Origin of the sequence: Klebsiella sp. BIGb0399 (assembly GCF_003752615.1) — a bacterium.
GTDB lineage: Bacteria > Pseudomonadota > Gammaproteobacteria > Enterobacterales > Enterobacteriaceae > Klebsiella > Klebsiella lignicola.
This window is the reverse complement of sequence record NZ_RKHT01000007.1, coordinates 585,546-606,569: the sequence shown is the minus strand read 5'-3', so window position 1 is coordinate 606,569 and position 21,024 is coordinate 585,546. Positions and strand designations below refer to the sequence as shown.

General features: G+C 59.6%; 21 protein-coding genes. 7 read left to right on the top strand and 14 right to left on the bottom strand.

Annotation, left to right across the window (positions count from 1 at the left end):
* Positions 1-104 precede the first annotated feature (104 nt).
* On the top strand, positions 105-1,541 hold the full coding sequence (norV, locus tag EDF82_RS17510; protein WP_123756790.1) for an anaerobic nitric oxide reductase flavorubredoxin: 1,437 nt from the start codon (positions 105-107) through the stop codon (positions 1,539-1,541).
* Positions 1,538-2,671, top strand: coding sequence for an NADH:flavorubredoxin reductase NorW (gene norW / locus EDF82_RS17505; RefSeq protein ID WP_123756789.1), 1,134 nt, complete (start codon positions 1,538-1,540; stop codon positions 2,669-2,671). Before norV ends, norW begins: the two co-directional genes overlap by 4 nt.
* 618 nt (positions 2,672-3,289) lie before the next feature.
* On the opposite strand, the gene EDF82_RS25235 is transcribed toward norW, so the two are convergent.
* The 5 genes from EDF82_RS25235 to EDF82_RS17485 all read right to left on the bottom strand — a co-directional run bounded on the left by EDF82_RS25235 (position 3,290) and on the right by EDF82_RS17485 (position 8,381).
* Complete coding sequence (locus tag EDF82_RS25235) at positions 3,290-3,436, bottom strand: hypothetical protein (RefSeq protein WP_158613273.1); 147 nt, start codon at positions 3,434-3,436, stop codon at positions 3,290-3,292.
* Positions 3,436-4,449, bottom strand: a complete 1,014-nt coding sequence (locus tag EDF82_RS17500; protein ID WP_123756788.1) for a HoxN/HupN/NixA family nickel/cobalt transporter — start codon at positions 4,447-4,449, stop codon at positions 3,436-3,438. The genes EDF82_RS25235 and EDF82_RS17500 overlap by 1 nt, the downstream gene beginning before the upstream one ends.
* Positions 4,446-6,680, bottom strand: coding sequence for a carbamoyltransferase HypF (gene hypF, locus EDF82_RS17495; RefSeq protein ID WP_123756787.1), 2,235 nt, complete (start codon positions 6,678-6,680; stop codon positions 4,446-4,448). Before hypF ends, EDF82_RS17500 begins: the two co-directional genes overlap by 4 nt.
* 12 nt (positions 6,681-6,692) lie before the next feature.
* Positions 6,693-7,220: an electron transport protein HydN gene (gene hydN / locus EDF82_RS17490; RefSeq protein ID WP_123756786.1), complete on the bottom strand. Its 528-nt coding sequence runs from the start codon at positions 7,218-7,220 to the stop codon at positions 6,693-6,695.
* A gap of 147 nt (positions 7,221-7,367) precedes the next feature.
* Positions 7,368-8,381: a LacI family DNA-binding transcriptional regulator gene (locus EDF82_RS17485; RefSeq protein WP_123756785.1), complete on the bottom strand. Its 1,014-nt coding sequence runs from the start codon at positions 8,379-8,381 to the stop codon at positions 7,368-7,370.
* 265 nt (positions 8,382-8,646) lie between these two features.
* On the opposite strand from EDF82_RS17485, the gene ascF reads away from it, so the two are divergent.
* The 4 genes from ascF to EDF82_RS17465 all read left to right on the top strand — a co-directional run bounded on the left by ascF (position 8,647) and on the right by EDF82_RS17465 (position 12,513).
* Positions 8,647-10,089 (top strand): PTS cellobiose/arbutin/salicin transporter subunit IIBC, encoded by a 1,443-nt coding sequence (gene ascF / locus EDF82_RS17480; RefSeq protein WP_123756784.1) that lies wholly within the window; start codon positions 8,647-8,649, stop codon positions 10,087-10,089.
* 26 nt (positions 10,090-10,115) lie between these two features.
* Positions 10,116-11,540 carry a 6-phospho-beta-glucosidase gene (locus tag EDF82_RS17475; protein ID WP_123756783.1) on the top strand — a complete coding sequence of 475 codons (1,425 nt, stop codon included), beginning with the start codon at positions 10,116-10,118 and terminating at the stop codon, positions 11,538-11,540.
* 191 nt (positions 11,541-11,731) lie between these two features.
* Positions 11,732-12,025, top strand: a complete 294-nt coding sequence (locus EDF82_RS17470) for a DUF1778 domain-containing protein (RefSeq protein ID WP_123756782.1) — start codon at positions 11,732-11,734, stop codon at positions 12,023-12,025.
* On the top strand, positions 12,022-12,513 hold the full coding sequence (locus EDF82_RS17465; RefSeq protein WP_123756781.1) for a GNAT family N-acetyltransferase: 492 nt from the start codon (positions 12,022-12,024) through the stop codon (positions 12,511-12,513). The genes EDF82_RS17470 and EDF82_RS17465 overlap by 4 nt, the downstream gene beginning before the upstream one ends.
* A gap of 109 nt (positions 12,514-12,622) precedes the next feature.
* Here EDF82_RS17465 and hycI read toward each other — a convergent pair whose 3' ends face one another.
* From hycI to hycA, 9 genes are all read right to left on the bottom strand, one after another.
* A complete protein-coding gene (gene hycI / locus EDF82_RS17460; protein WP_123756780.1) occupies positions 12,623-13,093 on the bottom strand; it encodes a hydrogenase maturation peptidase HycI in 471 nt (156 codons plus the stop codon).
* Complete coding sequence (locus EDF82_RS17455) at positions 13,086-13,496, bottom strand: formate hydrogenlyase maturation HycH family protein (RefSeq protein WP_123756779.1); 411 nt, start codon at positions 13,494-13,496, stop codon at positions 13,086-13,088. The genes hycI and EDF82_RS17455 overlap by 8 nt, the downstream gene beginning before the upstream one ends.
* Positions 13,493-14,260 carry an NADH-quinone oxidoreductase subunit B family protein gene (locus EDF82_RS17450; RefSeq protein WP_123756778.1) on the bottom strand — a complete coding sequence of 256 codons (768 nt, stop codon included), beginning with the start codon at positions 14,258-14,260 and terminating at the stop codon, positions 13,493-13,495. The genes EDF82_RS17455 and EDF82_RS17450 overlap by 4 nt, the downstream gene beginning before the upstream one ends.
* Complete coding sequence (locus tag EDF82_RS17445; RefSeq protein ID WP_123756777.1) at positions 14,260-14,802, bottom strand: formate hydrogenlyase complex iron-sulfur subunit; 543 nt, start codon at positions 14,800-14,802, stop codon at positions 14,260-14,262. The genes EDF82_RS17450 and EDF82_RS17445 overlap by 1 nt, the downstream gene beginning before the upstream one ends.
* A gap of 9 nt (positions 14,803-14,811) precedes the next feature.
* Entirely contained in the window at positions 14,812-16,521 is a 1,710-nt protein-coding gene (gene hycE / locus EDF82_RS17440) for a formate hydrogenlyase subunit HycE (protein ID WP_123756776.1), read from the bottom strand.
* A gap of 17 nt (positions 16,522-16,538) precedes the next feature.
* Entirely contained in the window at positions 16,539-17,462 is a 924-nt protein-coding gene (locus EDF82_RS17435; protein ID WP_123756775.1) for a respiratory chain complex I subunit 1 family protein, read from the bottom strand.
* Between the two features lie 2 nt (positions 17,463-17,464).
* Entirely contained in the window at positions 17,465-19,291 is a 1,827-nt protein-coding gene (hycC, locus tag EDF82_RS17430) for a formate hydrogenlyase subunit 3 (protein ID WP_123756774.1), read from the bottom strand.
* A complete protein-coding gene (locus EDF82_RS17425; protein ID WP_123756773.1) occupies positions 19,288-19,896 on the bottom strand; it encodes a 4Fe-4S dicluster domain-containing protein in 609 nt (202 codons plus the stop codon). Before EDF82_RS17425 ends, hycC begins: the two co-directional genes overlap by 4 nt.
* Positions 19,897-19,977: 81 nt before the next feature.
* Complete coding sequence (gene hycA, locus EDF82_RS17420; protein WP_123756772.1) at positions 19,978-20,427, bottom strand: formate hydrogenlyase regulator HycA; 450 nt, start codon at positions 20,425-20,427, stop codon at positions 19,978-19,980.
* A 211-nt stretch (positions 20,428-20,638) separates the two neighbouring features.
* Here hycA and hypA point away from each other — a divergent pair, with 211 nt between their 5' ends.
* A complete protein-coding gene (gene hypA / locus EDF82_RS17415) occupies positions 20,639-20,989 on the top strand; it encodes a hydrogenase maturation nickel metallochaperone HypA (RefSeq protein WP_123756771.1) in 351 nt (116 codons plus the stop codon).
* Positions 20,990-21,024 lie beyond the last annotated feature (35 nt).

Sequence of the window (21,024 nt, the reverse complement as noted above, 5' to 3'; positions counted from 1 at the left end):
AAAAAAACATAAAACACAACAAAATCAATATATTAAAAAACTGGCACGCAACTTGATATAGGTAACTCATCGTATCTGAACATGCTGTATAAATTGAGGTTGCTATGTCTATTGTGGTGAAAAATAACATTCATTGGGTCGGCCAGCGTGACTGGGAAGTGCGTGATTTCCACGGTACCGAATACAAAACGTTGCGCGGCAGCAGCTACAACAGCTACCTGATCCGCGAAGAAAAAAATGTGCTGATTGATACCGTGGATCATAAATTCAGCCGCGAGTTCGTGCAGAACCTGCGCAGCGAAATCGATCTCGCGGATATCGACTACATCGTCATTAACCATGCGGAAGAAGACCATGCCGGCGCGTTGACCGAGCTGATGAACAGCATTCCGGACACGCCGATTTACTGCACCGCCAACGCTATCGATTCCATTACCGGCCATCACCATCACCCGGAATGGAATTTCAACGTGGTGAAAACCGGCGACGCGCTGGATATCGGCAACGGCAAGCAGCTGATTTTCGTGGAAACCCCGATGCTGCACTGGCCGGACAGCATGATGACCTACATGACCGGCGACGCGGTGCTGTTCAGCAACGACGCCTTCGGCCAGCACTACTGCGACGAGCACCTGTTTAATGATGAAGTGGACCAGAACGAACTGTTCGAACAGTGCCAGCGCTACTACGCCAACATCCTGACCCCGTTCAGCCGCCTGGTGACGCCCAAAATTACCGAGATCCTCGGCTTCAACCTGCCCGTCGATATGATCGCCACCTCGCACGGCGTGGTCTGGCGCGATAACCCGACCCAGATCGTCGAGCTGTACCTGAAATGGGCGGCGGATTATCAGGAAGATCGCATCACCCTGTTCTACGACACCATGTCCAACAATACCCGCATGATGGCGGACGCTATCGCTCAGGGCATCACCGAAGTTGACCCTAACGTGGCGGTAAAAATCTTCAACGTCGCCCGCAGCGATAAGAACGATATCCTCACCAACGTGTTCCGTTCAAAAGGGGTGCTGGTGGGTACCTCCACCATGAATAACGTGATGATGCCGAAAATCGCCGGCCTGGTGGAAGAGATGACCGGCCTGCGTTTTCGTAACAAACGTGCCAGCGCTTTTGGCTCGCACGGCTGGAGCGGCGGCGCGGTGGACAGACTGTCTACCCGCTTACAGGATGCTGGTTTTGAAATGTCCCTGAGCCTGAAGGTCAAATGGCGCCCGGACCTCGACGCGCTGGCGTTGTGTCGCGAGCATGGCCGGCAGATTGCCCGCCAGTGGGCCCTCTCCCCGCTGCCGGTTGCCGCCGCACCCGCCGCACCGGAGCAGAACGCCTGCGCCGCGGCAGTAGACATGGGCCCCACCATGCAGTGCAGCGTCTGCCAGTGGATTTACGATCCGGCAAAAGGCGAACCGAACCAGCAGGTGCAGCCAGGTACGCCGTGGAGCGAGGTTCCGGACGACTTCCTGTGCCCGGAATGCTCCCTGGGTAAAGAGGTCTTTGACGTGCTGGCAACGGAGGCCAAATGAGCGAAGGTATCGTCATCATCGGCTCGGGCTTCGCGGCCCGTCAGCTGGTGAAAAACATCCGTAAGCAGGATCCGCAGGTTCCGCTGACCCTGATCGCAGCCGACAGCATGGATGAGTACAACAAACCGGACCTCAGCCATGTGGTCAGCCGTGGTCAAAGCGCCGACGACCTGACCCTGCAAACGGCCGGTGAGTTTGCCGAGCAGTACAATCTGCGCCTGTTTCCGCATACCTGGGTCAGCGATATCGACGCCGAAAACCAGTTGGTGAAGAACCAGGACCGCGAGTGGCGCTATGACAAGCTGGTGCTGGCGACCGGTGCCGCGCCGTTTGTCCCGCCGGTGCCGGGGCGCGAGTTGATGCTGACCCTGAACAGCCAACGGGAATATGGCGCGGCGCACAGCCAGCTGCGCGATGCCCGGCGGGTGCTGATCGTCGGCGGCGGGCTGATTGGCTGCGAGCTGGCGATGGATTTCTGCCGCGCCGGCAAAGCAGTGACGGTCGTTGACCACGCCGCCAGCGTGCTGTCGGCGCTGATGCCGCCGGAGGTCAGCAGCCGCCTGCAGCACCGGATGATCGGGATGGGCATTCATCTGCTGTTGCAAACCGGGCTTGCGGGCCTCGAACAGCAGGCCGATGGTATTCACGTGGCCCTCGCGGGTGAACGTTCAACGGTCGTCGATGCGGTAGTGGCCGCCGTCGGCCTGCGTCCGGAAACGGCGCTGGCGCGTCATGCAGGGGTGGAGATCCAGCGCGGGGTAGTGGTGAATCGCCAGCTGCAAACCAGCCATCCGGCGATTTATGCCCTCGGCGATTGCGCGGAGATCGACGGCAAAGTGCTGCCATTTCTGCAGCCGATTATGCTCAGCGCCATGTGCCTGAGTAAAAACCTGCTGGGACAGTCGGGAGAGCTGAGGTTGCCGCCGATGCTGGTGAAGGTCAAAACGCCGGATTTACCGCTGCACCTGGCAGGCGAAACCCAGCGTGACGATTTAACATGGAATATTGTTGCCGCCAAAGACGGTCTGGTCGCGAAAGGCATTGACGCCGACAACCAGCTACGCGCGTTTGTGGTCAGCGAGGACCGCATGAAAGACGCCTTTGCCCTGCTCAAGCAGCTGGTCAGTTAACCTTATTCCCGGAGGCGGCGCGCTGCGCCTGTCCGGGCTACAGGACATACGCCATCAGGTAGCCCGGACAGGTGCGTAGCACCGCCTCCGGGGAAAACATCACCGCGCCAGGTTATCGTACCCGCCCAGCCCGTAGCCCGGACAGGTGCGCAGCGCCGCCTCCGGGAAAGACATCACCGCGCCAGGTCATCGTACCTGCCCAGCCCGTAGCCCGGACAGGTGCGCAGCGCCGCCTCCGGGGAAAACATCACCGCGCCAGATTATCGTACCCGCGCCAGCCCGTAGCCCGGACAGGGGCACAGCACCGCCTCCGGGAAAGACATCGCCGCGCCAGATTATCGTACCCGCCCAGCCCGTAGCCCGGACAGGGGCACAGCACCGCCTCCGGGAAAGACATCGCCGCGCCAGGTCATCGTACCCGCCCAGCCCGTAGCCCGGACAGGGGCGCAGCCCCGCCTCCGGGGAAAACATCACCGCGCCAGGTCATCGTACCCGCCCAGCCCGTAGCCCGGACAGGGGCGCAGCGCCGCCTCCGGGGAAAACATCACCGCGCCAGGTCATCGTACCCGCCCAGCCCGTAGCCCGGACAGGGGCGCAGCGCCGCCTCCGGGGAAAACATCACCGCGCCAGGTCATCGTACCCGCCAGCCCGTAGCCCGGACAGGGGCGTAGCACCGCCTCCGGGGAAAACATCACCGCGCCAGGTCATCGTACCCGCCAGCCCGTAGCCCGGACAGGGGCGCAGCACCGCCTCCGGGGAAAGCATCACCGCGCCAGATTATCGTACCCGCGCCAGCGGTAGTTGAGCACCGACAGCACCCAGCAGGCGACGAACAGCCCGACCACCACAAACCCGGCATCGCCGAGATTATCGTTCAGCGCGCCAACCCAGCGCCACAGACCGCCGCTGAGCGAAAACTTATCCATCAGCAGCCCCAGAGCCTCCAGCCCGCCGATAAACAGCGCCACCACCACCGAGGTCCCGGTAATAGTCATATTGTAATAGAGCTTGCGCTGCGGCTTGCTGAATGCCCAACCGTACGCGCCCACCATCAACACGTTGTCGATGGTATCCACCAGCGCCATTCCGCTGGCAAACAGCGCCGGGAAGACCATGATGGACCAGATGGACATCCCGCTCGAAGCGCTGGCGGCAGAAATGCCCAGCACGCCGATTTCGGTGGCGGTATCAAACCCCAGTCCGAACAGGAAACCTACCAGATACATCTGCCAGCTGCGGCTAATCAGACGGAAGGTCTTGCCAAACAGCCAGCTCATCATGCCGCCGCCGGTCACCACCTCATCGCTGACGCTACCGCCCTTCTTCCACGCCTGAAAACTGCGCCAGACGCTACGTAAAATCACCAGGTTCACAAACGCCATCAGCAATAAAAACAGCGCCGACACCGCGGTGCCGATTACGCTGCCGGTATCATGAAACCAGCTCATCTGTTGCCCGAACGCGGTGGCCGTCGCGGCAATGGCCGCCGAGGCCAGCACCACAATCGACGAATGGCCTAATGAAAACCACGCCCCGACGCCGAAAGGCCGCCGTCCCTGCTGCATCATTTTGCGAGTGACGCTATCAATGGCCGCGATATGATCGGCATCCACCGCATGACGCAGGCCATATCCCCACGCCAGCAGGCTGGCCGCCATCAGCGCGCCGCTCTCGCCAAACGCCTGCCAGGCCCAGATCCAGGCCAATACATTCGCCAGAATCAGCCCCCCAACCAGCACCGCGGCTCGCGGCTGCTGGCGTAAAATCGTCACTATCATGGTGATGTCCTGTGAGCCTGCCAGCGCGCGGCGGCAACGACCGCCTGACCATAGGCGATCGCCCCATCTCCGGCAGGTAACTGTTGCGGAAACAGCAGAGTAAAATCCGCCAGATAAAACGTCAATCGGGAGACCAGTAAGCGGTTGTGTAGCACCCCGCCGCTAAAGGCCAGGGTCGTCACGCCGCGCGACGTGGCGCAATCCCGGAGCATCGCCGCCAGCCCGCAGGCCAGCGCATCATGAAATGCCCAGGCTTTCTGTTCCCGCGTAGCCTGCCACTCCAGCCATTGCTTCCAGAACACGGCCAGATCCAGCGTGCCGTCGCGCCAGGGAATACTGACCGGGTGGGCAACGCCTTCGCAGGTCGTCGCCAGCGCTTCCAACTGACAGGCCGCCTCACCTTCATAGCTCAGGCTGTCCGGGGCGCACGCCAGGGCGCAGGCCACCGCGTCAAACAGTCGACCACAGGAGGACGCCAGCGGCGCATTGATTCCCCGCGCGATGGCCTGCGCCAGCAGCGGCCAGTTGTGCTGATGCAGCGCGGCGGTTTCAGCATAGTTCTGCCACTGCGGCAAAAACGCCAGGCACTGCGCCAGCAAATTGCGCCATGGCTGACGGGCCGCCAGATCGCCCCCTGGCAGCGCCACCGCCGGCAATCCGCCAAGACGTTCACACTCGCGGTAGTTAACCCGTAAGCACTCCCCGCCCCACAGCGCACCGTTTTCCCCCATGCCGATACCGTCGAGCACCAGGGCGATAACATCGCCGCCGTCCAACGGCCAGCCGTGTTCCGCCAGGCAGGCGGCAGCATGGGCATGATGATGGAGGACGTTGTCGACCGGCAGGGTCAGCGATGCTGCCCACTGCGAGGCGCGATAGCCGGGATGGGCGTCGGCCACCACCCGCTGCGGCGTAAAAGCATAAATATCCTGCATCAGGTGCAGCGCCTCACGCCACTGCGCTTCAACTCCTTCATCGCCGAGATCGCCAAAGTGCTGGCTCAGCACCGCCCGATCGCCACGCGCCAGGCAAAAGGTATTTTTCATGTCGCCGCCGAGACACAGCAGCGGCGGCACGTCATGAAACCCCGGCGGCAGCGGCATCGCATCCGGTACGTAGCCGCGCGAGCGGCGCAACATTTCGCCGCTTTGGCGTATCACCGAGTCGTCCATACGCTGGACAATGTCATGGTTGTGCAGCAGAAAACCGTCGGCAATCCCCGCCAGGTCGCGCAGCGCGTCGGCGTTGTTTAACGCCGGTGGCCGCCCGCTGAGGTTGCCGGAAGTCATCACAACAGGGTGCGCCAGTGCCTGTAAAACCAGATGCTGCAGCGGATTAGACGGCAGCATCACCCCCACTTCTTTCAGCGCTGGCGCAATCTCATCACACAGGCCAACCACCTGTGATTTATCTGTCAGTACGATGGGGGCCGCGGGCGTGGTCAGTAAAGCCAACGCCGCCGACGGGAGCCCTTCGGTCACTGGCAGCATCACCGCCAACGGCTTCGCCGGGCGATGTTTACGAAGACGTAAGGCGGTCACCGCCTGGGAATTACCGGCGTCACAGACCAGGTGAAAGCCGCCGAGTCCTTTCATGGCCACAATCTGGCCGCGCTTCAGGCGCTGAATCGCCATCTGGAGTGCCGCCTCACCGTACAACACCTCGCCCTCGGCACGCCATTCCAGCTGCGGGCCGCAGTCGGCACAGGCGACCGGCTGGGCATGAAAACGACGGTCGGCAGGGTTGCGATATTCCGCCTCGCAGGCGGGACAGAGCGGAAACGGCGCCATCGAGGTTGACGGCCGGTCATAGGGCATCGCGCGAATAATAGTGAAGCGTGGACCGCAGTGGGTGCAGTTAATAAACGGGTAGCGATAGCGGCGCTCTTGCGGGTTATTCATCTCCGCAAGGCAGGCCGGACAGGTGGCAGCATCCGGGACAATCTGGGTTCGCATACTCCCACCCTCGCTGTGGCGGATCGCGAAATCCTCAGGCAGCGTCTGCCAGTGGAATGGCGCACTCTGCACGCTATCAATGCGCGCCAGCGGCGGACACTGCTGAACCAGCGCGGCAACAAACGCCGTCTCATCGCCGACGATGCGCACCAGCACCCCGTCGCCGTCATTGCAGACATCGCCACGCAGCCCGAGCTGCCGGGCCTGCTGCCAGACGAAGGGGCGGAATCCCACCCCCTGGACTTTACCGCGAATGCGAATTTGCACCCCGTTCATGATGCTGACGCCTTACCAGGCCAGCGCCGTGCGGCGACGTTTTTCGATATTCATCTGCTCAAGCTTATTGCGGTCGACGCAGATCAGCGCGTGGGTCGGGCAGGCGTCCATACAGGCCGGGCCGGCTTCACGGTGATGGCAGAGATCGCATTTGTTGGCTTCGGCTTTTTCCGCCATGACGTTCAGTCCGGCGCCGCTATGACGGATAACCGGGCGCACCACGACTTCCATCGCGCCATACGGGCAAGCCACGACGCAGGTTTTACAACCGATACAGCGCTCCTGCATCACGTGAATAAACCCTTTATCCCGGCTGATCGCGCCGTTTGGACACACGTTCGCGCAGGGTGCGTCTTCACATTGGCGGCAGGCGGTCGCAGTGGAGACGTTAACGCCTTTGATCACGTGGATACGCGGTAAGAAGGATTTGGGCGTCAGCGCCGCGCAGTCCTGATTTTCCTGATGAGAGACCACACAGGCCACTTCACAGGTGCGGCAGCCAATGCATTTGCTCGCGTCGGCAATAATGAAACGGTTCATCCATTTCTCCAGCAGTAAGAAGGTTACGCGGCGGAGTATGCATAATACGTTCCAACTTTTATCATTATGATAATAAAGGGAATTAACCACAGGGTTGCGGGAGGGAGATTCTGTCATCGTCACATCTGACGATGACAGATGTCGACGTCAGGCGTCGGGGCCGGCGGCTATCGAGTCGCGCTCAATCAGCTCGCCGGGGAAGGTCTGCTGATATTTTAAATCGCCGCCGTCGAGCATAAAGATCAGCCGGTTAATGGTCTCTTTGATCATTTCCGTCACCGGGACTTTAACGCTGGAGAGCGCCGGAACCATATACGGCGCCAGCACGATGTCATCGAAACCGATCACCGACACCTCTTCCGGCACCTTGATACCCTGCAGATGCAGCTGCTTCATGGCGCCAATCGCCATATCATCGTTGCTCGCCACCAGCGCGCTGTAACGGGCATCACGTTGGCGCAGGGTTTCCACGCCCGCGGCGCCGGTTTCCGGGGTCCACTTCCCTTCGACAATCAGATCGTTATTCAGCGCAATACCGTGCTGCGCCAGCGCATCTTTGTAGCCGGAAAGACGCTCAATCCCGGTCGGCGAATCCAGCGAACCGGTAATAAACGCGATATCGCGGTGGCCGCGGGCAATCAGTTTTTCCACCGCCGCCAGGGCCGAGGCTTTTTGATCGGACCAGACGCAATGGCTGGCGTTACGCCGCAGGCGGCGGTTGAGCACCATGATCGGCTGGGTGTGGTTCTCAACGATGTCATCCATCTGATCGACGCTGAGAAAGCGGGGATAGATAATGATCGCGTCGCAGCGCAGGTCGAGCAGATACTGAATCGCCTCGCGCTCCTCTTCGGCACTGTGCTTGCCGTCGGCCAGAATCAGCTGCCGCCCTTTGTCTTCCGCCATTCGCGCGACGTGAAACAGCAGTTCGCTGAAATAGACCCCGTGATAGAGGGTATTGGTCACCACCAGCCCCAGCGTCTGGCTCTTTTTGGTGGCCAGATTGCGCGCCAGCAGATTGGGCCGGTATCCGCTTTCCGCCACCGCCTGGAATACGCGATCTTTCGTGTCCTGACTGACATAGCCGTTGCCCGATAACACCCGGGACACGGTCGCTTTCGACACCCCCGCGCGTTTCGCTACCTCCAGCATCGTTGCCATGTTGTTCTTCCTGTTGCAAAAGATGCCCGCAGTGTACTGCACGTCTCGCTTTTTTACAGCGTTGACCCTCGTCACGATGGACTCTTTTTCACCTCACAAGGCGATCAAAATCACAAAACGGAAAACTGATTTTTTTAGATCTTGTATGAATCAATGAAACTCATCATGATTTTGTGGAACCGGTTTCCTATGTATCGACCACGTCCCCCGTTTTGATGGGGCGATAACAAGCCAGTACCCTATTGATTAAACAGGATAAAATCCGATGTCGAAAAATTATGCAGCCCTGGCGCAGCAAATACTGACGGCAACAGGCGGGATTGAAAACATCGCCGCCGTCACCCACTGCATGACCCGCCTGCGTTTTGTCGTCAAAGATAATGCGCGGGTGGATAGCGCTGCGTTGAAGAGCCTGAAAGGGGTGCTCGGCGTGGTACAGAGCGATAACCAGTGTCAGGTGATCATCGGCAATACCGTCTCTCAGGCGTATCGCGAAGTCGTCAACCTGCTGCCGGGCGACATGCGTCCCGCAGAACCGCAGGGCAAAGCGCCGCTGACGTTCAGACGCATCGGCGCCGGGATCCTCGACGCGCTGATCGGCACCATGTCACCACTGATCCCGGCGATTATCGGCGGATCGATGGTGAAACTGCTGGCGATGATCCTTGAGATGAGCGGCGTACTGCCAAAAGGGGCGCCAACTCTGACGATCCTGACGGTGATCGGCGATGGCGCGTTCTTCTTCCTGCCGCTGATGGTGGCTGCCTCCGCCGCGGTCAAATTCAAAACCAATATGTCGCTGGCCATCGCCATTGCCGGGGTTCTGGTGCACCCGAGCTTTATCGAACTGATGGCCAAAGCGGCCCAGGGCGAGCATGTTGAATTCGCCTTTATCCCGGTGACGGCGGTGAAATATACCTACACCGTGATCCCGGCGCTGGTGATGACCTGGTGTCTGTCCTATATCGAACGCTGGGTCGATCGCATCACCCCGGCGGTCACCAAAAACTTCCTTAAACCGATGCTGATCGTGCTGATTGCCGCCCCGCTGTCGATTCTGCTGATTGGCCCGATCGGTATCTGGATCGGCACCGCGATATCCGCGCTGGTGTACACCGTGCACAGCTATCTGGGCTGGCTGTCGGTGGCCATTATGGGGGCGCTCTGGCCGCTGCTGGTAATGACCGGGATGCACCGGGTCTTTACCCCAACCATTATTCAGACCATTGCCGAAACAGGTAAAGAGGGCATGGTTATGCCGTCAGAAATCGGTGCTAACCTGTCGCTAGGCGGCTCGTCGCTGGCGGTGGCCTGGAAAACCAAAAACCCGGAACTGCGTCAGACGGCGCTGGCAGCAGCGGCCTCCGCGATTCTGGCCGGGATTTCCGAGCCGGCGCTGTACGGTGTCGCGGTGCGGCTGAAACGCCCGCTCATCGCCAGCCTGATCAGCGGCTTTATCTGCGGCGCGGTGGCCGGTATCGCCGGGCTTGCCAGCCACTCGATGGCGGCACCGGGCCTGTTTACCAGCGTGCAGTTCTTCGACCCGGCCAATCCGATGACCATCGTGTGGGTCTTTGGGGTGATGGCGCTGGCGGTGGTCCTGTCGTTTATCCTGACTCTGGTACTCGGCTTCGAAGATATTCCGGTTGAAGAGGCTGCCGCCGACGCCAGACAGCGTCAGGCCAGCATTCAAGCAACACACGCCTGAACACAATATTGATAACGAGGTAACGCATGGCAACTTTCCCACAGGGATTTTTATGGGGCGGCGCACTGGCCGCCAACCAGTCTGAAGGGGCCTATATGGAAGGCGGAAAAGGGCTGACCACGGTCGATACGATCCCTCATGGCGCAAACCGCCTGCCGGTAAAACTGGGGCTCGAGAAGCGTTTTACGCTGCGCGACGATGAGTTTTATCCGAGCCACGAGGCCATCGATTTTTATCATCGTTATAAAAACGACATTGCCCTGATGGCGGAGATGGGATTCAGCGTGTTCCGCACCTCGATTGCCTGGAGCCGTCTGTTCCCGAAAGGCGATGAGCAGGAACCGAACGCCGAAGGGATCGCCTTCTACCGTTCACTGTTCGAGGAGTGCAAAAAGCACAATATCGAGCCGCTGGTGACGCTGTGCCATTTCGATGTGCCGATGCATCTGGTGACCGAATATGGCTCCTGGCGTAACCGTCAGATGGTAACCTTTTTCAGCCACTACGCCCGCACCTGTTTTGAAGCCTTTGACGGGTTAGTAAAATACTGGCTGACCTTCAACGAAATCAACATCATGCTTCACAGCCCCTACTCCGGCGCCGGGCTGGTGTTCGAAGAGGGCGAAAACCAGGAGCAGGTGAAGTACCAGGCGGCGCACCATGAGCTTATCGCCAGCGCCCTGGTGACCAAAATCGCCCACGAGGTAAACCCGCACAATCAGGTCGGCTGTATGCTGGCGGGCGGCAATTTTTATCCTTATTCCTGTAAGCCGGAAGACGTGTGGATGGCGCTGGAAAAGGATCGCGAAAACCTGTTCTTTATTGATGTGCAGGCGCGCGGTGCCTACCCGGTGTGGGCGGCGCGGGTGTTCCGCGAAAAAGGGGTGGTTATTGCCAAAGAGCCGGGTGACGATGAGATCCTCAAGCACACCGTCGATTTTGTCTCCTTCAGCTATTATGCCTCGCGTTGTGCGTCGGCAGAGATGAACGCCAACAATACCAACGCCGCCAATATCGTGAAATCGCTGAAGAACCCGCATATTCAGGCCAGCGAATGGGGCTGGGGTATCGACCCGCTCGGCCTGCGTATCACCATGAACATGATGTATGACCGCTACCAGAAGCCGCTGTTCCTGGTGGAGAACGGCCTCGGCGCGCGGGATGAGATTGACGCCAACGGCGAGATCAACGACGACTACCGCATCAGCTATCTGCGCGAGCATATTAAAGCCATGGGCGATGCCATCGAAGACGGCATTCCGGTGATGGGCTACACCAGCTGGGGTTGTATTGACCTGGTGGCCGCCTCTACCGGCGAGATGAGCAAGCGCTACGGTTTTATCTACGTTGACCGCGACGATGCCGGGAACGGTACCCTCGTGCGCAAGCGCAAGAAATCGTTCTGGTGGTACAAAAAGGTCATTGCCAGCAACGGCGAAGACCTGGCGTAAAGATTGCCCCGTCACCTCAAGGTTATCCCTTGTTTTTCTGAGAAATAAAATAGCCTAATGGGCCAGGCTCTAAGTGAGGGGGAAATACTCTCCCTCCCCTGCAGTACGCTGTCCTTTCATTGTTGTGTACTGACATTTGCGTTACGCATGCTGTATAATTACTATCCATAGCAACACCAGAGGATGACATCATGCCGACCGCAAACAGCATGTCCATTAAGCGCGAAACGTTAAATCTGCGTATCAAGCCCGCCGAGCGCGATCTGATCGATCGGGCGGCGAAAGCCAAAGGTAAAAACCGGACTGATTTTGTACTGGAAGCCGCCCGCGCCGCCGCTGAAGAAGCACTGCTCGAACAACGCATCATTATGGCCGACCCGGAGGCGTATCAGGAGTTTCTCACTCGCCTCGATCAGCCCCCTGCGTCTAATGCCGCGCTGCGTAAAACCATGCAAACCCCAGCGCCCTGGGAGCAGGAAAAGTGATCGCCGCCCCTGAGCCACTTCACGCCGGGCATATTCTTAGCGTATTCTGCTGCGGCGTGGATTCTATGGATAACTGGCTGAAACAGCGGGCAATGAAAAATCAGATGAGTGGTGCATCCCGCACATTTGTCTGTTGTGACGGCGATGCAAAAGTCATGGCGTATTACTCGCTGGCTTCCAGCGCGGTGACGACAAATGCGGCACCCGGTCACTTTCGCCGTAATATGCCCGACCCGATCCCAGTGGTGGTCCTGGGCCGTCTGGCGGTAGATAACGCTCTGCACGGAAAGGGCGTAGGACGAGCGTTAATAAGGGATGCCGGACTGAGGGTTATTCAGGTAGCGGAAACTATCGGTATTCGCGGAATGCTGGTTCACGCGCTATCGAATGAAGCGCGGGAGTTTTATCTGCGGTCAGGGTTTGAGCCATCGCCGATAGACCCGATGATACTGATGGTGACATTGCGGGATTTGCAGGAGAGTGTGTGACCGCGTCTGTTATCCTCACATCCAGAGACACTCTGCATTTGTTGCCGGAGAAGCGTTCTCCGGCATTCTCTTCCTGACCCCTGTTCAGGCCAGGTCTTAGCGTAAAAACTTAATCTTCCGGCGCTTCCAGCGCGGCAAAGCCGCCCTGTCCTTGCCAGCCGTTCAGCTTGTGATACACCACTTCCACCGCCTCTTTAATCGGCTGGGTCATCGGGTAGTAAAACCCGACGATATCCGGCTGAATGCCTAAGAAGATCACCTCGCCAACGTCCTCTTTCAGCTGGTCGATCAGATAGTTGAGCGGCATATTGTGGGTGGTCATCATAAACATCTCGGCGATATCGTCAGGGTCGACAATGCGGATCTCGCCGGGGTTCAGCCCCATATCGGTGGCATCGACAATCAACAGCCGAGTAGGATGCAGTTCGCGGATCGCCACGATGTCATTTTCCGGCGCGCTGCCGCCATCAATCACCACCCAGTCGCCCTGCGGGTTGGCGGCACACATTTCCGCCAGCAGCGGACCGGCGCCGTCGTCGCCCATCATGCTGTTGCCGACACAGAGTAAAACGTCAGTCACGGAGTCTCCTCACCATCAGGTAGATGGCGCTTTCCTGGTGAATATCATGCAGCATGCTGAGCATCGTTTTGCTCCATGCCTGCTGCTGTGCAGTCTGCCCGGCCTGGGCTTTATCGAAAGCATTCGCGAGCATCACCACGTGGTTACTGTCGATGACAATCTCGCCATACTTCGGCACCCCTTCCATTTTGCGCCGCGCGGTACTTCCTGCTTCGAGCGTGCCAATCCATGCCAGATACTCATCCCACGGGCAGCTCAGCGCCGTCTCCAGACAGTCGATAACGCCGAGGTGGTGGCCAATCGCCAGGCTGTAATAGACCACCTGCTGCGCCTGATCCGGCGTGGCATCGTTCTCATCAATAAATTTACGGCTCAGCTGACTGAACACCACCGTCTCGCTCATCGGATACGCGTCTCCTCAACCACCTGATTCAGATGGGTAATAATCTCGGTCAGACGCGGATCTTTTTCCGCCTCCAGCCACCGCAGCACCTGGTTATCGCCCTGCCCCAGCAGCCGCATATAGTCGTCGGCGATCTGGCGGCCGTAGCGATAGCCCGCCAGGCGCCGCGCTTCGCGGTCGATGCGAACGCGCAGCGGCTGCACCATGTTCGGGTGCAGGATCTCCGCCGCTTTGTCGTCTTCTTCACCCGGCAGACGCGCGTGAATTTTCTGCTCCAGCAGACCCAGCGCCATCGCAAAGCCGTACAGCGTAGCGGCAGGCGTCGGCGGGCAGCCTGGGATATAAACATCCACCGGCACGATTTTGTCGGTGCCGCCCCAGACGCAGTACAGGTCGTGGAAAATACCGCCGCTATTGCCGCAGGCGCCGTAGGAGATACAGATTTTCGGGTCCGGTGCTGACTGCCATGCCCGCAGCGCCGGCGAGCGCATAGCGCGCGTGACCGCGCCGGTAAACAGCAGAATATCGGCATGGCGCGGCGACGGAACCACCTTGATCCCGAAGCGTTCGGCATCAAACAGCGGCGAAAGCGTGGCGAAAATCTCGATTTCACAGCCGTTGCAGCCGCCGCAGTCCACGCGGTAAACGTAGGCGGAACGCTTAATTTTCTTCAGCAGCGATGCCTTCATGCTGGCAATGGATTCATCCACCGTCATCGACACCGGAATGCCGTTATCATCGCGCGGGCCTAATAAGTTGCTCATCAGCTGGCCTCTCTCATATGACGAGTCAGTTCAATACGGTCGGACGGCACCAGGCATTTCTGGCGCTTGCACTCCGGGCAGGTCTCAAAGCTTTCGCGGTGCAGTTCGGCGCGGGAATCACCGTTGTGCTTGAGCAGCGCAATGGCGTAATCGATCTCCTTCTGCACCGCAAACGGCCGTTCGCACACCCGGCAATGGCAGATGTCGAAACGCGACTGCTGGAGGAAATCCTCTTTCTTCCACACCGCCAGCTCATACTCCTGCGAAAGCTTAATCGCCGTCGTCGGGCAGACCTCTTCGCAGCGTCCGCAGAAGATGCAGCGCCCGAGATTGAACTGCCACGCCAGCTCGTTCGTCGCCAGATCGGTTTCCACCGTCAGGGCGTTGGACGGGCAGGCATTGACGCAGGCCGCGCAGCCGATGCACTGCTGCGGGCTGTGCTCCGGCTTGCCGCGGAAGTTTTTATCTACCGGCATCGGCTCCAGCGGATAGGAGTGGGTCGCATTCCCGGTCTTAATGACTTTCTTGATAAAGGTAAACATGGCGATTCCTTATTTCAGCGGCGAGTTTTTACGCTCGATGCTGTAGCGCTCCAGCTCTTTGTACGGCACCACTTTGCTTTTCTTCTTGCGCACGTCGACCACGGTCATGCGGTCGGTACAGGAGTAGCAAGGGTCGAGGCTACCGATAATCAGCGGCGCATCGGAGACGGTGTTGCCGCGCAGCATGTAGCGCAGGGTCGGCCAGTTAGCGTAGGTGGCAGCACGGCAGCGCCAGCGATACAGTTTCTGGTTGTCGCCGGTCATGCTCCAGTGGATATCATCCCCGCGCGGCGCTTCCGAGAAGCCGAGCGCGAAGCGATGAGGAATATAGGTGAATCCTTCAACCGCCAGCGGGCCGCCCGGCAGGTTGTCGAGGCCGAAATCGATCATATTCAGCGCGGTGTACACCTCGTTGATGCGCACCTTCAGGCGTGAAATCACGTCGCAGCCCTGCTCGCTGTGGACTTCCATCGGCAGCAGACCATAGCCGACAAACGGGTGGTCGGCGCGGGTGTCACGGGCGTGGCCGCTGGCGCGTACCATCGGGCCAACGTTGCTGAAGTCACGGGCGATTTGCGGGTCAAGACGACCGATACCCACGGTACGTTGCTCCATGTTCGGGGTGCTGAGCAGCATATCCACCAGATCCTGCACGTCACGACGCATCTGCTGCGCCAGTTGACGGGTCTGGATCATGTCATCTTTCAGCAGATCGCGACGAATCCCGCCGATCAGATTCAGACCGTAGGTTTTACGCGCCCCGGTAAGGATCTCAGCCATCTTCATTGAGGTTTCGCGCACCCGGAAGAACTGCATAAACCCGGAGTCGAAGCCGGTAAAGTGGCAAGCCAGACCGAGGTTCAGCAGATGCGAGTGCAGACGCTCCACTTCCAGCAGAATCGCGCGGATCATCTGCGCCCGCTCCGGCACCACGATGCCCATCGCATTCTCGACGGAAGTGGTATAGGCAGTGCTGTGGGCAAAGCCGCAGATGCCGCACACGCGATCGGAGAGGAAGGTCACTTCGTTGTAACCCATGCGGGTTTCCGCCAGTTTCTCCATGCCGCGGTGGACGTAGAACAGGCGGTAATCGGCGTCGATAATATTCTCGCCGTCAACAAACAGGCGGAAGTGGCCCGGTTCATCGGAGGTCACGTGCAGCGGGCCAATCGGCACCACGTTGTTTTTCTTGCTGCCCAGTTCGTTGATGAACTCGTAGGTTTCCGCATCGGTGGTCGGCGCCGGGCGCTGACGGTAATCCATGCTGTCTTTGCGCAGCGGATAGAGTTCATCCGGCCAGTCATCCGGCAGCACCAGACGACGTTCGTCCGGCAGTCCCACCGGCACCAGGCCGTACATATCGCGCACTTCGCGCTCGCCCCAGACCGCGGCAGGCACGCGCGGCGTCACCGACGGGTATTCCGGCTTATCAGCATCGACTTCCACGCGCACGGTGATCCAGCATTTGGTGCCCTGCTCCATCGACAGTACGTAGTACACCGCGTAGTGGCCGTTCAGCTTACGTTCGTCGTTGCCGAACAGCACCGACAGCCAGCCGCCCTGCTGGTAGTAAAGGAACTCGACCACTTCCGGCAGGTAGTTGACCTTCACCGTAACCGTCAGTTGGTCTTTGGTCTGCCAGGCTTCATCCAGCACCACGCCAGGGAAGGCCTGGTGCAGAGCGGCGAGATAGTGTTGACCGATTTTTTCTTCAGACATGCTCAAACTCTCTTAAATCACGCCACCAGCAAGGAGACGAAGGCTAAAAAGGCGAAACCAAACCCGGCCCAGGTGACGCGGGAGGTGGCACAGAAACGCAGACGCGCCATGCTGTTTTCGAACAGGGCGATCACCAGCACGCCGGCCACCAGCTTGACGACGGCCAGCACCAGCGCCAGCAGCAGTCCGCCGACGCTGAAGTAGGTCATCTGTCCCCACGGGATAAACACGCCGACAAACATCTGTAACACCACCAGCTGTTTGAGGCTGATCCCCCACTTCAGGACCGCAAAGCCGCTGCCGCTGTATTCGGTGAGTGGCCCTTCCTGCAGCTCCTGCTCCGCTTCCGCCAGGTCGAACGGCAGTTTGCCCATTTCGATAAAGGTGGCGAAGGCGCAGGCGCACAGCGCCAGAATCAACGGAATGCTACGCGCGGCAGGCCAGTGATAAAGGGTATCGGCGATGTTGCTGATATGGGTGGAACCCGCGACCTGCGCCGCGACCCACAGGCCGAGCAGCAGAATCGGCTCAACCAGCACGCCGAGCATCGCTTCGCGGCTGCTGCCAAGCGCCGTAAACGGGCTTCCGGTATCTAGGCCAGAAATGGCGAAGAAGAAGCGAGCGATGGCGAACAGGTAGATCAGGGTGATCAGGTCGCCCAGCCCCGGCATCGGGGAGGCCACGGTGATCACCGGCAGCGCGGTGGCGATGGTCAGCATCACCCCGACCATCACGTACGGCGTCAGGCGGAACACCCAACCGGAAGCGTCCGGGCCAACGCTCTGGCGCCCCAGCAGCTTCAAGATATCCCGGTACTCCTGCAGCACGCCCGGACCGCGGCGGTTATGCAGACGAGCACGGGCGACGCGGGTTATCCCGGACAACAGCGGCGCGGCGGCGAACAGCACCAGCGCCTGCAACAATGCAATTAATACGCTCATTCTCAGGCTCCTCGCGAAATCACAATCACCACCAGCACCGCCAGCTCAACCAGCGCGACGCTGCGGAACAGCGCAGGCGCCGCAGCATTCTGCCAGCCGGGAACCAGCCGGACCGGGTTCAGCCAGTGACGCAGTTTCAGCACCGGTGCAAAGGCTTCTTTCACCGGCATGGCGAAGCCGTGGGCGGTGATAACCATCGATTTTTCATGGTCGTAGCCACACACCCAGGCCGCACCGCGCGAGCGGGCCGGCAGACGGTCGCCTTTGAAGAAGATCATCAGCAGCAACGGCAGCAGCGGGCAGGCGATCAGCAGCAGCGCGATCAGCGGCTGCGACACCACGCTTGAGACTTCCGCCTGTACCGGGAAGGCACCGCCAACCAGCGGCAGCAGCCACGGCGCAGCGACCCCACCCACCACACAGCAGGCGGCAGCCAGCACCACGCTAAAGGTCATCAGCCACGGCGCACAGGTGGCGTTTTCCGCCTCTTTGCTACGCGGCGCGCCGAGGAAGGTCACGCCATAGACTTTGGCCATGCACATCACCGCCAGTGCGCCGGTAATCGCCAGTCCAACTGCCAGCATCGGTCCCAACAGGCGACCAGCAAAGGCATCGCCGGTGCTCAGAGTGAAGAAGGATTGATAGATAACCCACTCGCCAGCAAAGCCGTTCAGCGGCGGCAGCGCGGCCATCGCCATCAGCCCCACCAGCATCGAGAGCGAAATCAGCGGCATCTTTTTGCCAATTCCGCCGAGCTTTTCGATGTCACGATGACCGGTGCGGAACCAGACCGCGCCGGCGCCGAGGAACAGCGTGGTTTTAAACAGGCTGTGGTTGATCAGGTGATACATGCCGCCAATAAAGCCCAGCAGCATCAGGGTGGCGTTGTGGGTCGCCACGCCGGTGACGAAGGCCCCAAGGCCGAGCAGAATAATGCCGATATTTTCGAGGGTGTGGTACGCCAGCAGACGCTGAATATTGTGCTCCATCAGCGCATACAACCCGCCGACAAAAGCGGTGATCATCCCCAGAACCAGCAGCATCACGCCCCACCACAGCGGCGGTACGCTCCCGGCCAATGAGACCGTCAAAATACCGTACAGACCGACTTTCATTACCACGGTGGAGAACAGCGCGGCAGCCGGAGCGCTGGCGCCAGCATGCGCCTGCGGCGCCCAGCCGTGCAGCGGGATCACCCCGGCCAGCAGAGCGAAGCCAATCAGTCCCGGCAGCCACAGCAGCATATCCGGCGCGACGCCCAGCGACAGACGGTTAATCTGCGCCACTTCAAGCGTGCCGTAGGTCGACCAGACCAGCCAGCAGGTCCAGGCCAGCAGCAGAGTGCCGAGACGTCCCAGTACAAACCACAGCTTGCCGGACTGTGCGCAGCCGGTCAGGAAGGCGGCGCACAGGGCCATGATTTCCGCCATCACCACCAGCGCACCGAAGTTCGTCACCACGACCGCACTGGTGGCCGCCGCCAGCAGCAGGTTCACCAGCAGGCCGTTGGCTTTGACCTGCGGGTGGCGGTGCCACGCAATATTGAACAGCGAAATCGGTAAAGCCGACAGGCCGATGGCCAGCAGCCACAGCGCGTTAATCCCGCCAACCCGCATGGTGAGGTTCAGCAACTGCAGGACGCCGCCGTTCATCCGCTCCGGCATCAGCAGCGCTGCGCCGCCCGCCAGCACCAGCATCACGCTGGCCACCGCGCCACCAATCCCGGCAATTGCGCCGCTCAGCGATTTACGCATGGTAAAGAGAAAGGCCAGCACGCCGCTGACGGCATACCAGACCACAGCCTGATTGACTAAAGAAATCACACTCATTTCACGCCCCCTTGTTGCGCCTGAAACAGCGACAGATCGCCGAGGTCGGTATTAAAGGTCAGCTCGCGCTTACGCTTGCTGGCCTGGGCGATATCACGAATATCCACCAGCAGCAGCGCTTTGGTCGGACAGGTCCGGACACAGGCCGGTCCCTGCTCATCGAAATGGCACAGGTCGCATTTCACGGCGATAGCCCGCACGCCGGGAACCCAGTCGAGCAGCGAACTGACGCGTGCAGGGGCCGGTGGCGCGGCGGGTGCCAGAGGCGTATTGGCATTCGCCGGAATATCCAGCGGACGGCTGCCGGAAAATTCGATCGCCCCAAACGGGCAGGCAATCCCGCACAGCTTGCAGCTTACGCACAGGCTTTCATTCAGTTGGATAGCGCCATCAACGCGGTTAATCGCATTAACCGGGCACACGGCGGCGCAGGGTGCGTCTTCGCAGTGGTGGCACATCTGCGGCGCGGATTCTTTTTCATTACGCATGACCTGCAGTCGCGGCATGGCCTGCAGGCCGTGCTGGCGGTGCGTCTCTGCGCAGGCGGCTTCGCAGGTGCGGCAGCCAATACAGACGGTGGAGTCAGCAATTACAAAACGGTTCACCGGATCATCCTCGGGTGACAGTCATTTTTGACGAAATCAGGGTGTTCAGCTGTCATTTTCGACACCTGTCGACACCTACGGTTAATGAGCCAACACCAGATGGCTTAAATCCACCGGTTGGTCGCGTTCCATGGCGTCATACAGACGGTCATACACGCTGGCGATAATCGCCAGATAATGCTCCAGCACCTGTTCGCGCGAACGGTTGCTGATACGGCCATCAATGGTGCCGTCGGAGGCCAGCGTTGCTTTAGCAATCAGACGCTTATCATCGCTGTTGCGTGTTTCAACGTAGTACTCGATGGTGTGGTTGTTGAACCCTTCCGCCAGTGCGACATACACCTGAAAATGTTCAAATAAAACAAAGCACAGCTCTTTGTCCGGCGCGCAGCTCATCGCGTGATGCAAACGTGCCTTGGACAGCGTGATGCCCTGAACCAGCGAATTGCAGTAATGCCGCCACTGATCCTGATAGCGACGGTGACGATCGGCGATGTAGTCCGCCTTTTCACTTATTTCCCAAATAGTCATCTCGGATTCCCCGTTTTCATGAGATGCACCGTACTAGCATTTTCCATGCCAAATTTTAACTACTTGATATTGAATGAAATTAACAAAACCAACGTCCTGAACTGACATGTCGATGACAGCCATTCACTGTCGTCATCGACAGCCACGCCGACAATAACGGTGAGCTGGCATCGTTATTGCATATAAGGCCTATAGAGATACGGAGGCAGCCATGCACGAAATCACGCTCAGCCAGCGGGCGCTGGAAATTATTGAACAACAAGCGCAGCAGGCCGGGGCACAACGGGTCACCGGCGTGTGGCTGAAAGTCGGCGCCTTTTCCTGCGTGGAAGCCAGCGCGCTGACTTTCTGCTTTGAACTGGTGTGCCGCGGGACGTTGGCGGAAGGCTGCGAGTTGCATATCGACGAACAGCAGGCGGAATGCTGGTGTGAATCCTGCCAGCAGTATGTGCATCTCATCTCGCAGCATGTGCGTCGGTGCCCGCAGTGTCAGAGCGACACCTTACAAATCGTCGCCGACGACGGCTTACAGATCCAACGAATAGAAGTGAGCCCCGACTGATTCAGGTTGTTTCCGGCAAAACCAAAACAACCTGA

Coding starts and splice junctions, on each gene's coding strand:
- ascF (WP_123756784.1), top strand. CDS start 8,647: ATGTCGAAAAATTATGCAGCCCTGGCGCAGCAAATACTGACGGCAACA.
- norV (WP_123756790.1), top strand. CDS start 105: ATGTCTATTGTGGTGAAAAATAACATTCATTGGGTCGGCCAGCGTGAC.
- hycE (WP_123756776.1), bottom strand. CDS start 16,521: ATGTCTGAAGAAAAAATCGGTCAACACTATCTCGCCGCTCTGCACCAG.
- EDF82_RS17445 (WP_123756777.1), bottom strand. CDS start 14,802: ATGTTTACCTTTATCAAGAAAGTCATTAAGACCGGGAATGCGACCCAC.
- EDF82_RS17470 (WP_123756782.1), top strand. CDS start 11,732: ATGCCGACCGCAAACAGCATGTCCATTAAGCGCGAAACGTTAAATCTG.
- norW (WP_123756789.1), top strand. CDS start 1,538: ATGAGCGAAGGTATCGTCATCATCGGCTCGGGCTTCGCGGCCCGTCAG.
- EDF82_RS17455 (WP_123756779.1), bottom strand. CDS start 13,496: ATGAGCGAGACGGTGGTGTTCAGTCAGCTGAGCCGTAAATTTATTGAT.
- EDF82_RS17500 (WP_123756788.1), bottom strand. CDS start 4,449: ATGATAGTGACGATTTTACGCCAGCAGCCGCGAGCCGCGGTGCTGGTT.
- hycC (WP_123756774.1), bottom strand. CDS start 19,291: ATGAGTGTGATTTCTTTAGTCAATCAGGCTGTGGTCTGGTATGCCGTC.
- EDF82_RS17435 (WP_123756775.1), bottom strand. CDS start 17,462: ATGAGCGTATTAATTGCATTGTTGCAGGCGCTGGTGCTGTTCGCCGCC.
- EDF82_RS25235 (WP_158613273.1), bottom strand. CDS start 3,436: ATGCTTTCCCCGGAGGCGGTGCTGCGCCCCTGTCCGGGCTACGGGCTG.
- hypF (WP_123756787.1), bottom strand. CDS start 6,680: ATGAACGGGGTGCAAATTCGCATTCGCGGTAAAGTCCAGGGGGTGGGA.
- hycA (WP_123756772.1), bottom strand. CDS start 20,427: ATGACTATTTGGGAAATAAGTGAAAAGGCGGACTACATCGCCGATCGT.
- EDF82_RS17450 (WP_123756778.1), bottom strand. CDS start 14,260: ATGAGCAACTTATTAGGCCCGCGCGATGATAACGGCATTCCGGTGTCG.
- hydN (WP_123756786.1), bottom strand. CDS start 7,220: ATGAACCGTTTCATTATTGCCGACGCGAGCAAATGCATTGGCTGCCGC.
- EDF82_RS17485 (WP_123756785.1), bottom strand. CDS start 8,381: ATGGCAACGATGCTGGAGGTAGCGAAACGCGCGGGGGTGTCGAAAGCG.
- EDF82_RS17475 (WP_123756783.1), top strand. CDS start 10,116: ATGGCAACTTTCCCACAGGGATTTTTATGGGGCGGCGCACTGGCCGCC.
- hypA (WP_123756771.1), top strand. CDS start 20,639: ATGCACGAAATCACGCTCAGCCAGCGGGCGCTGGAAATTATTGAACAA.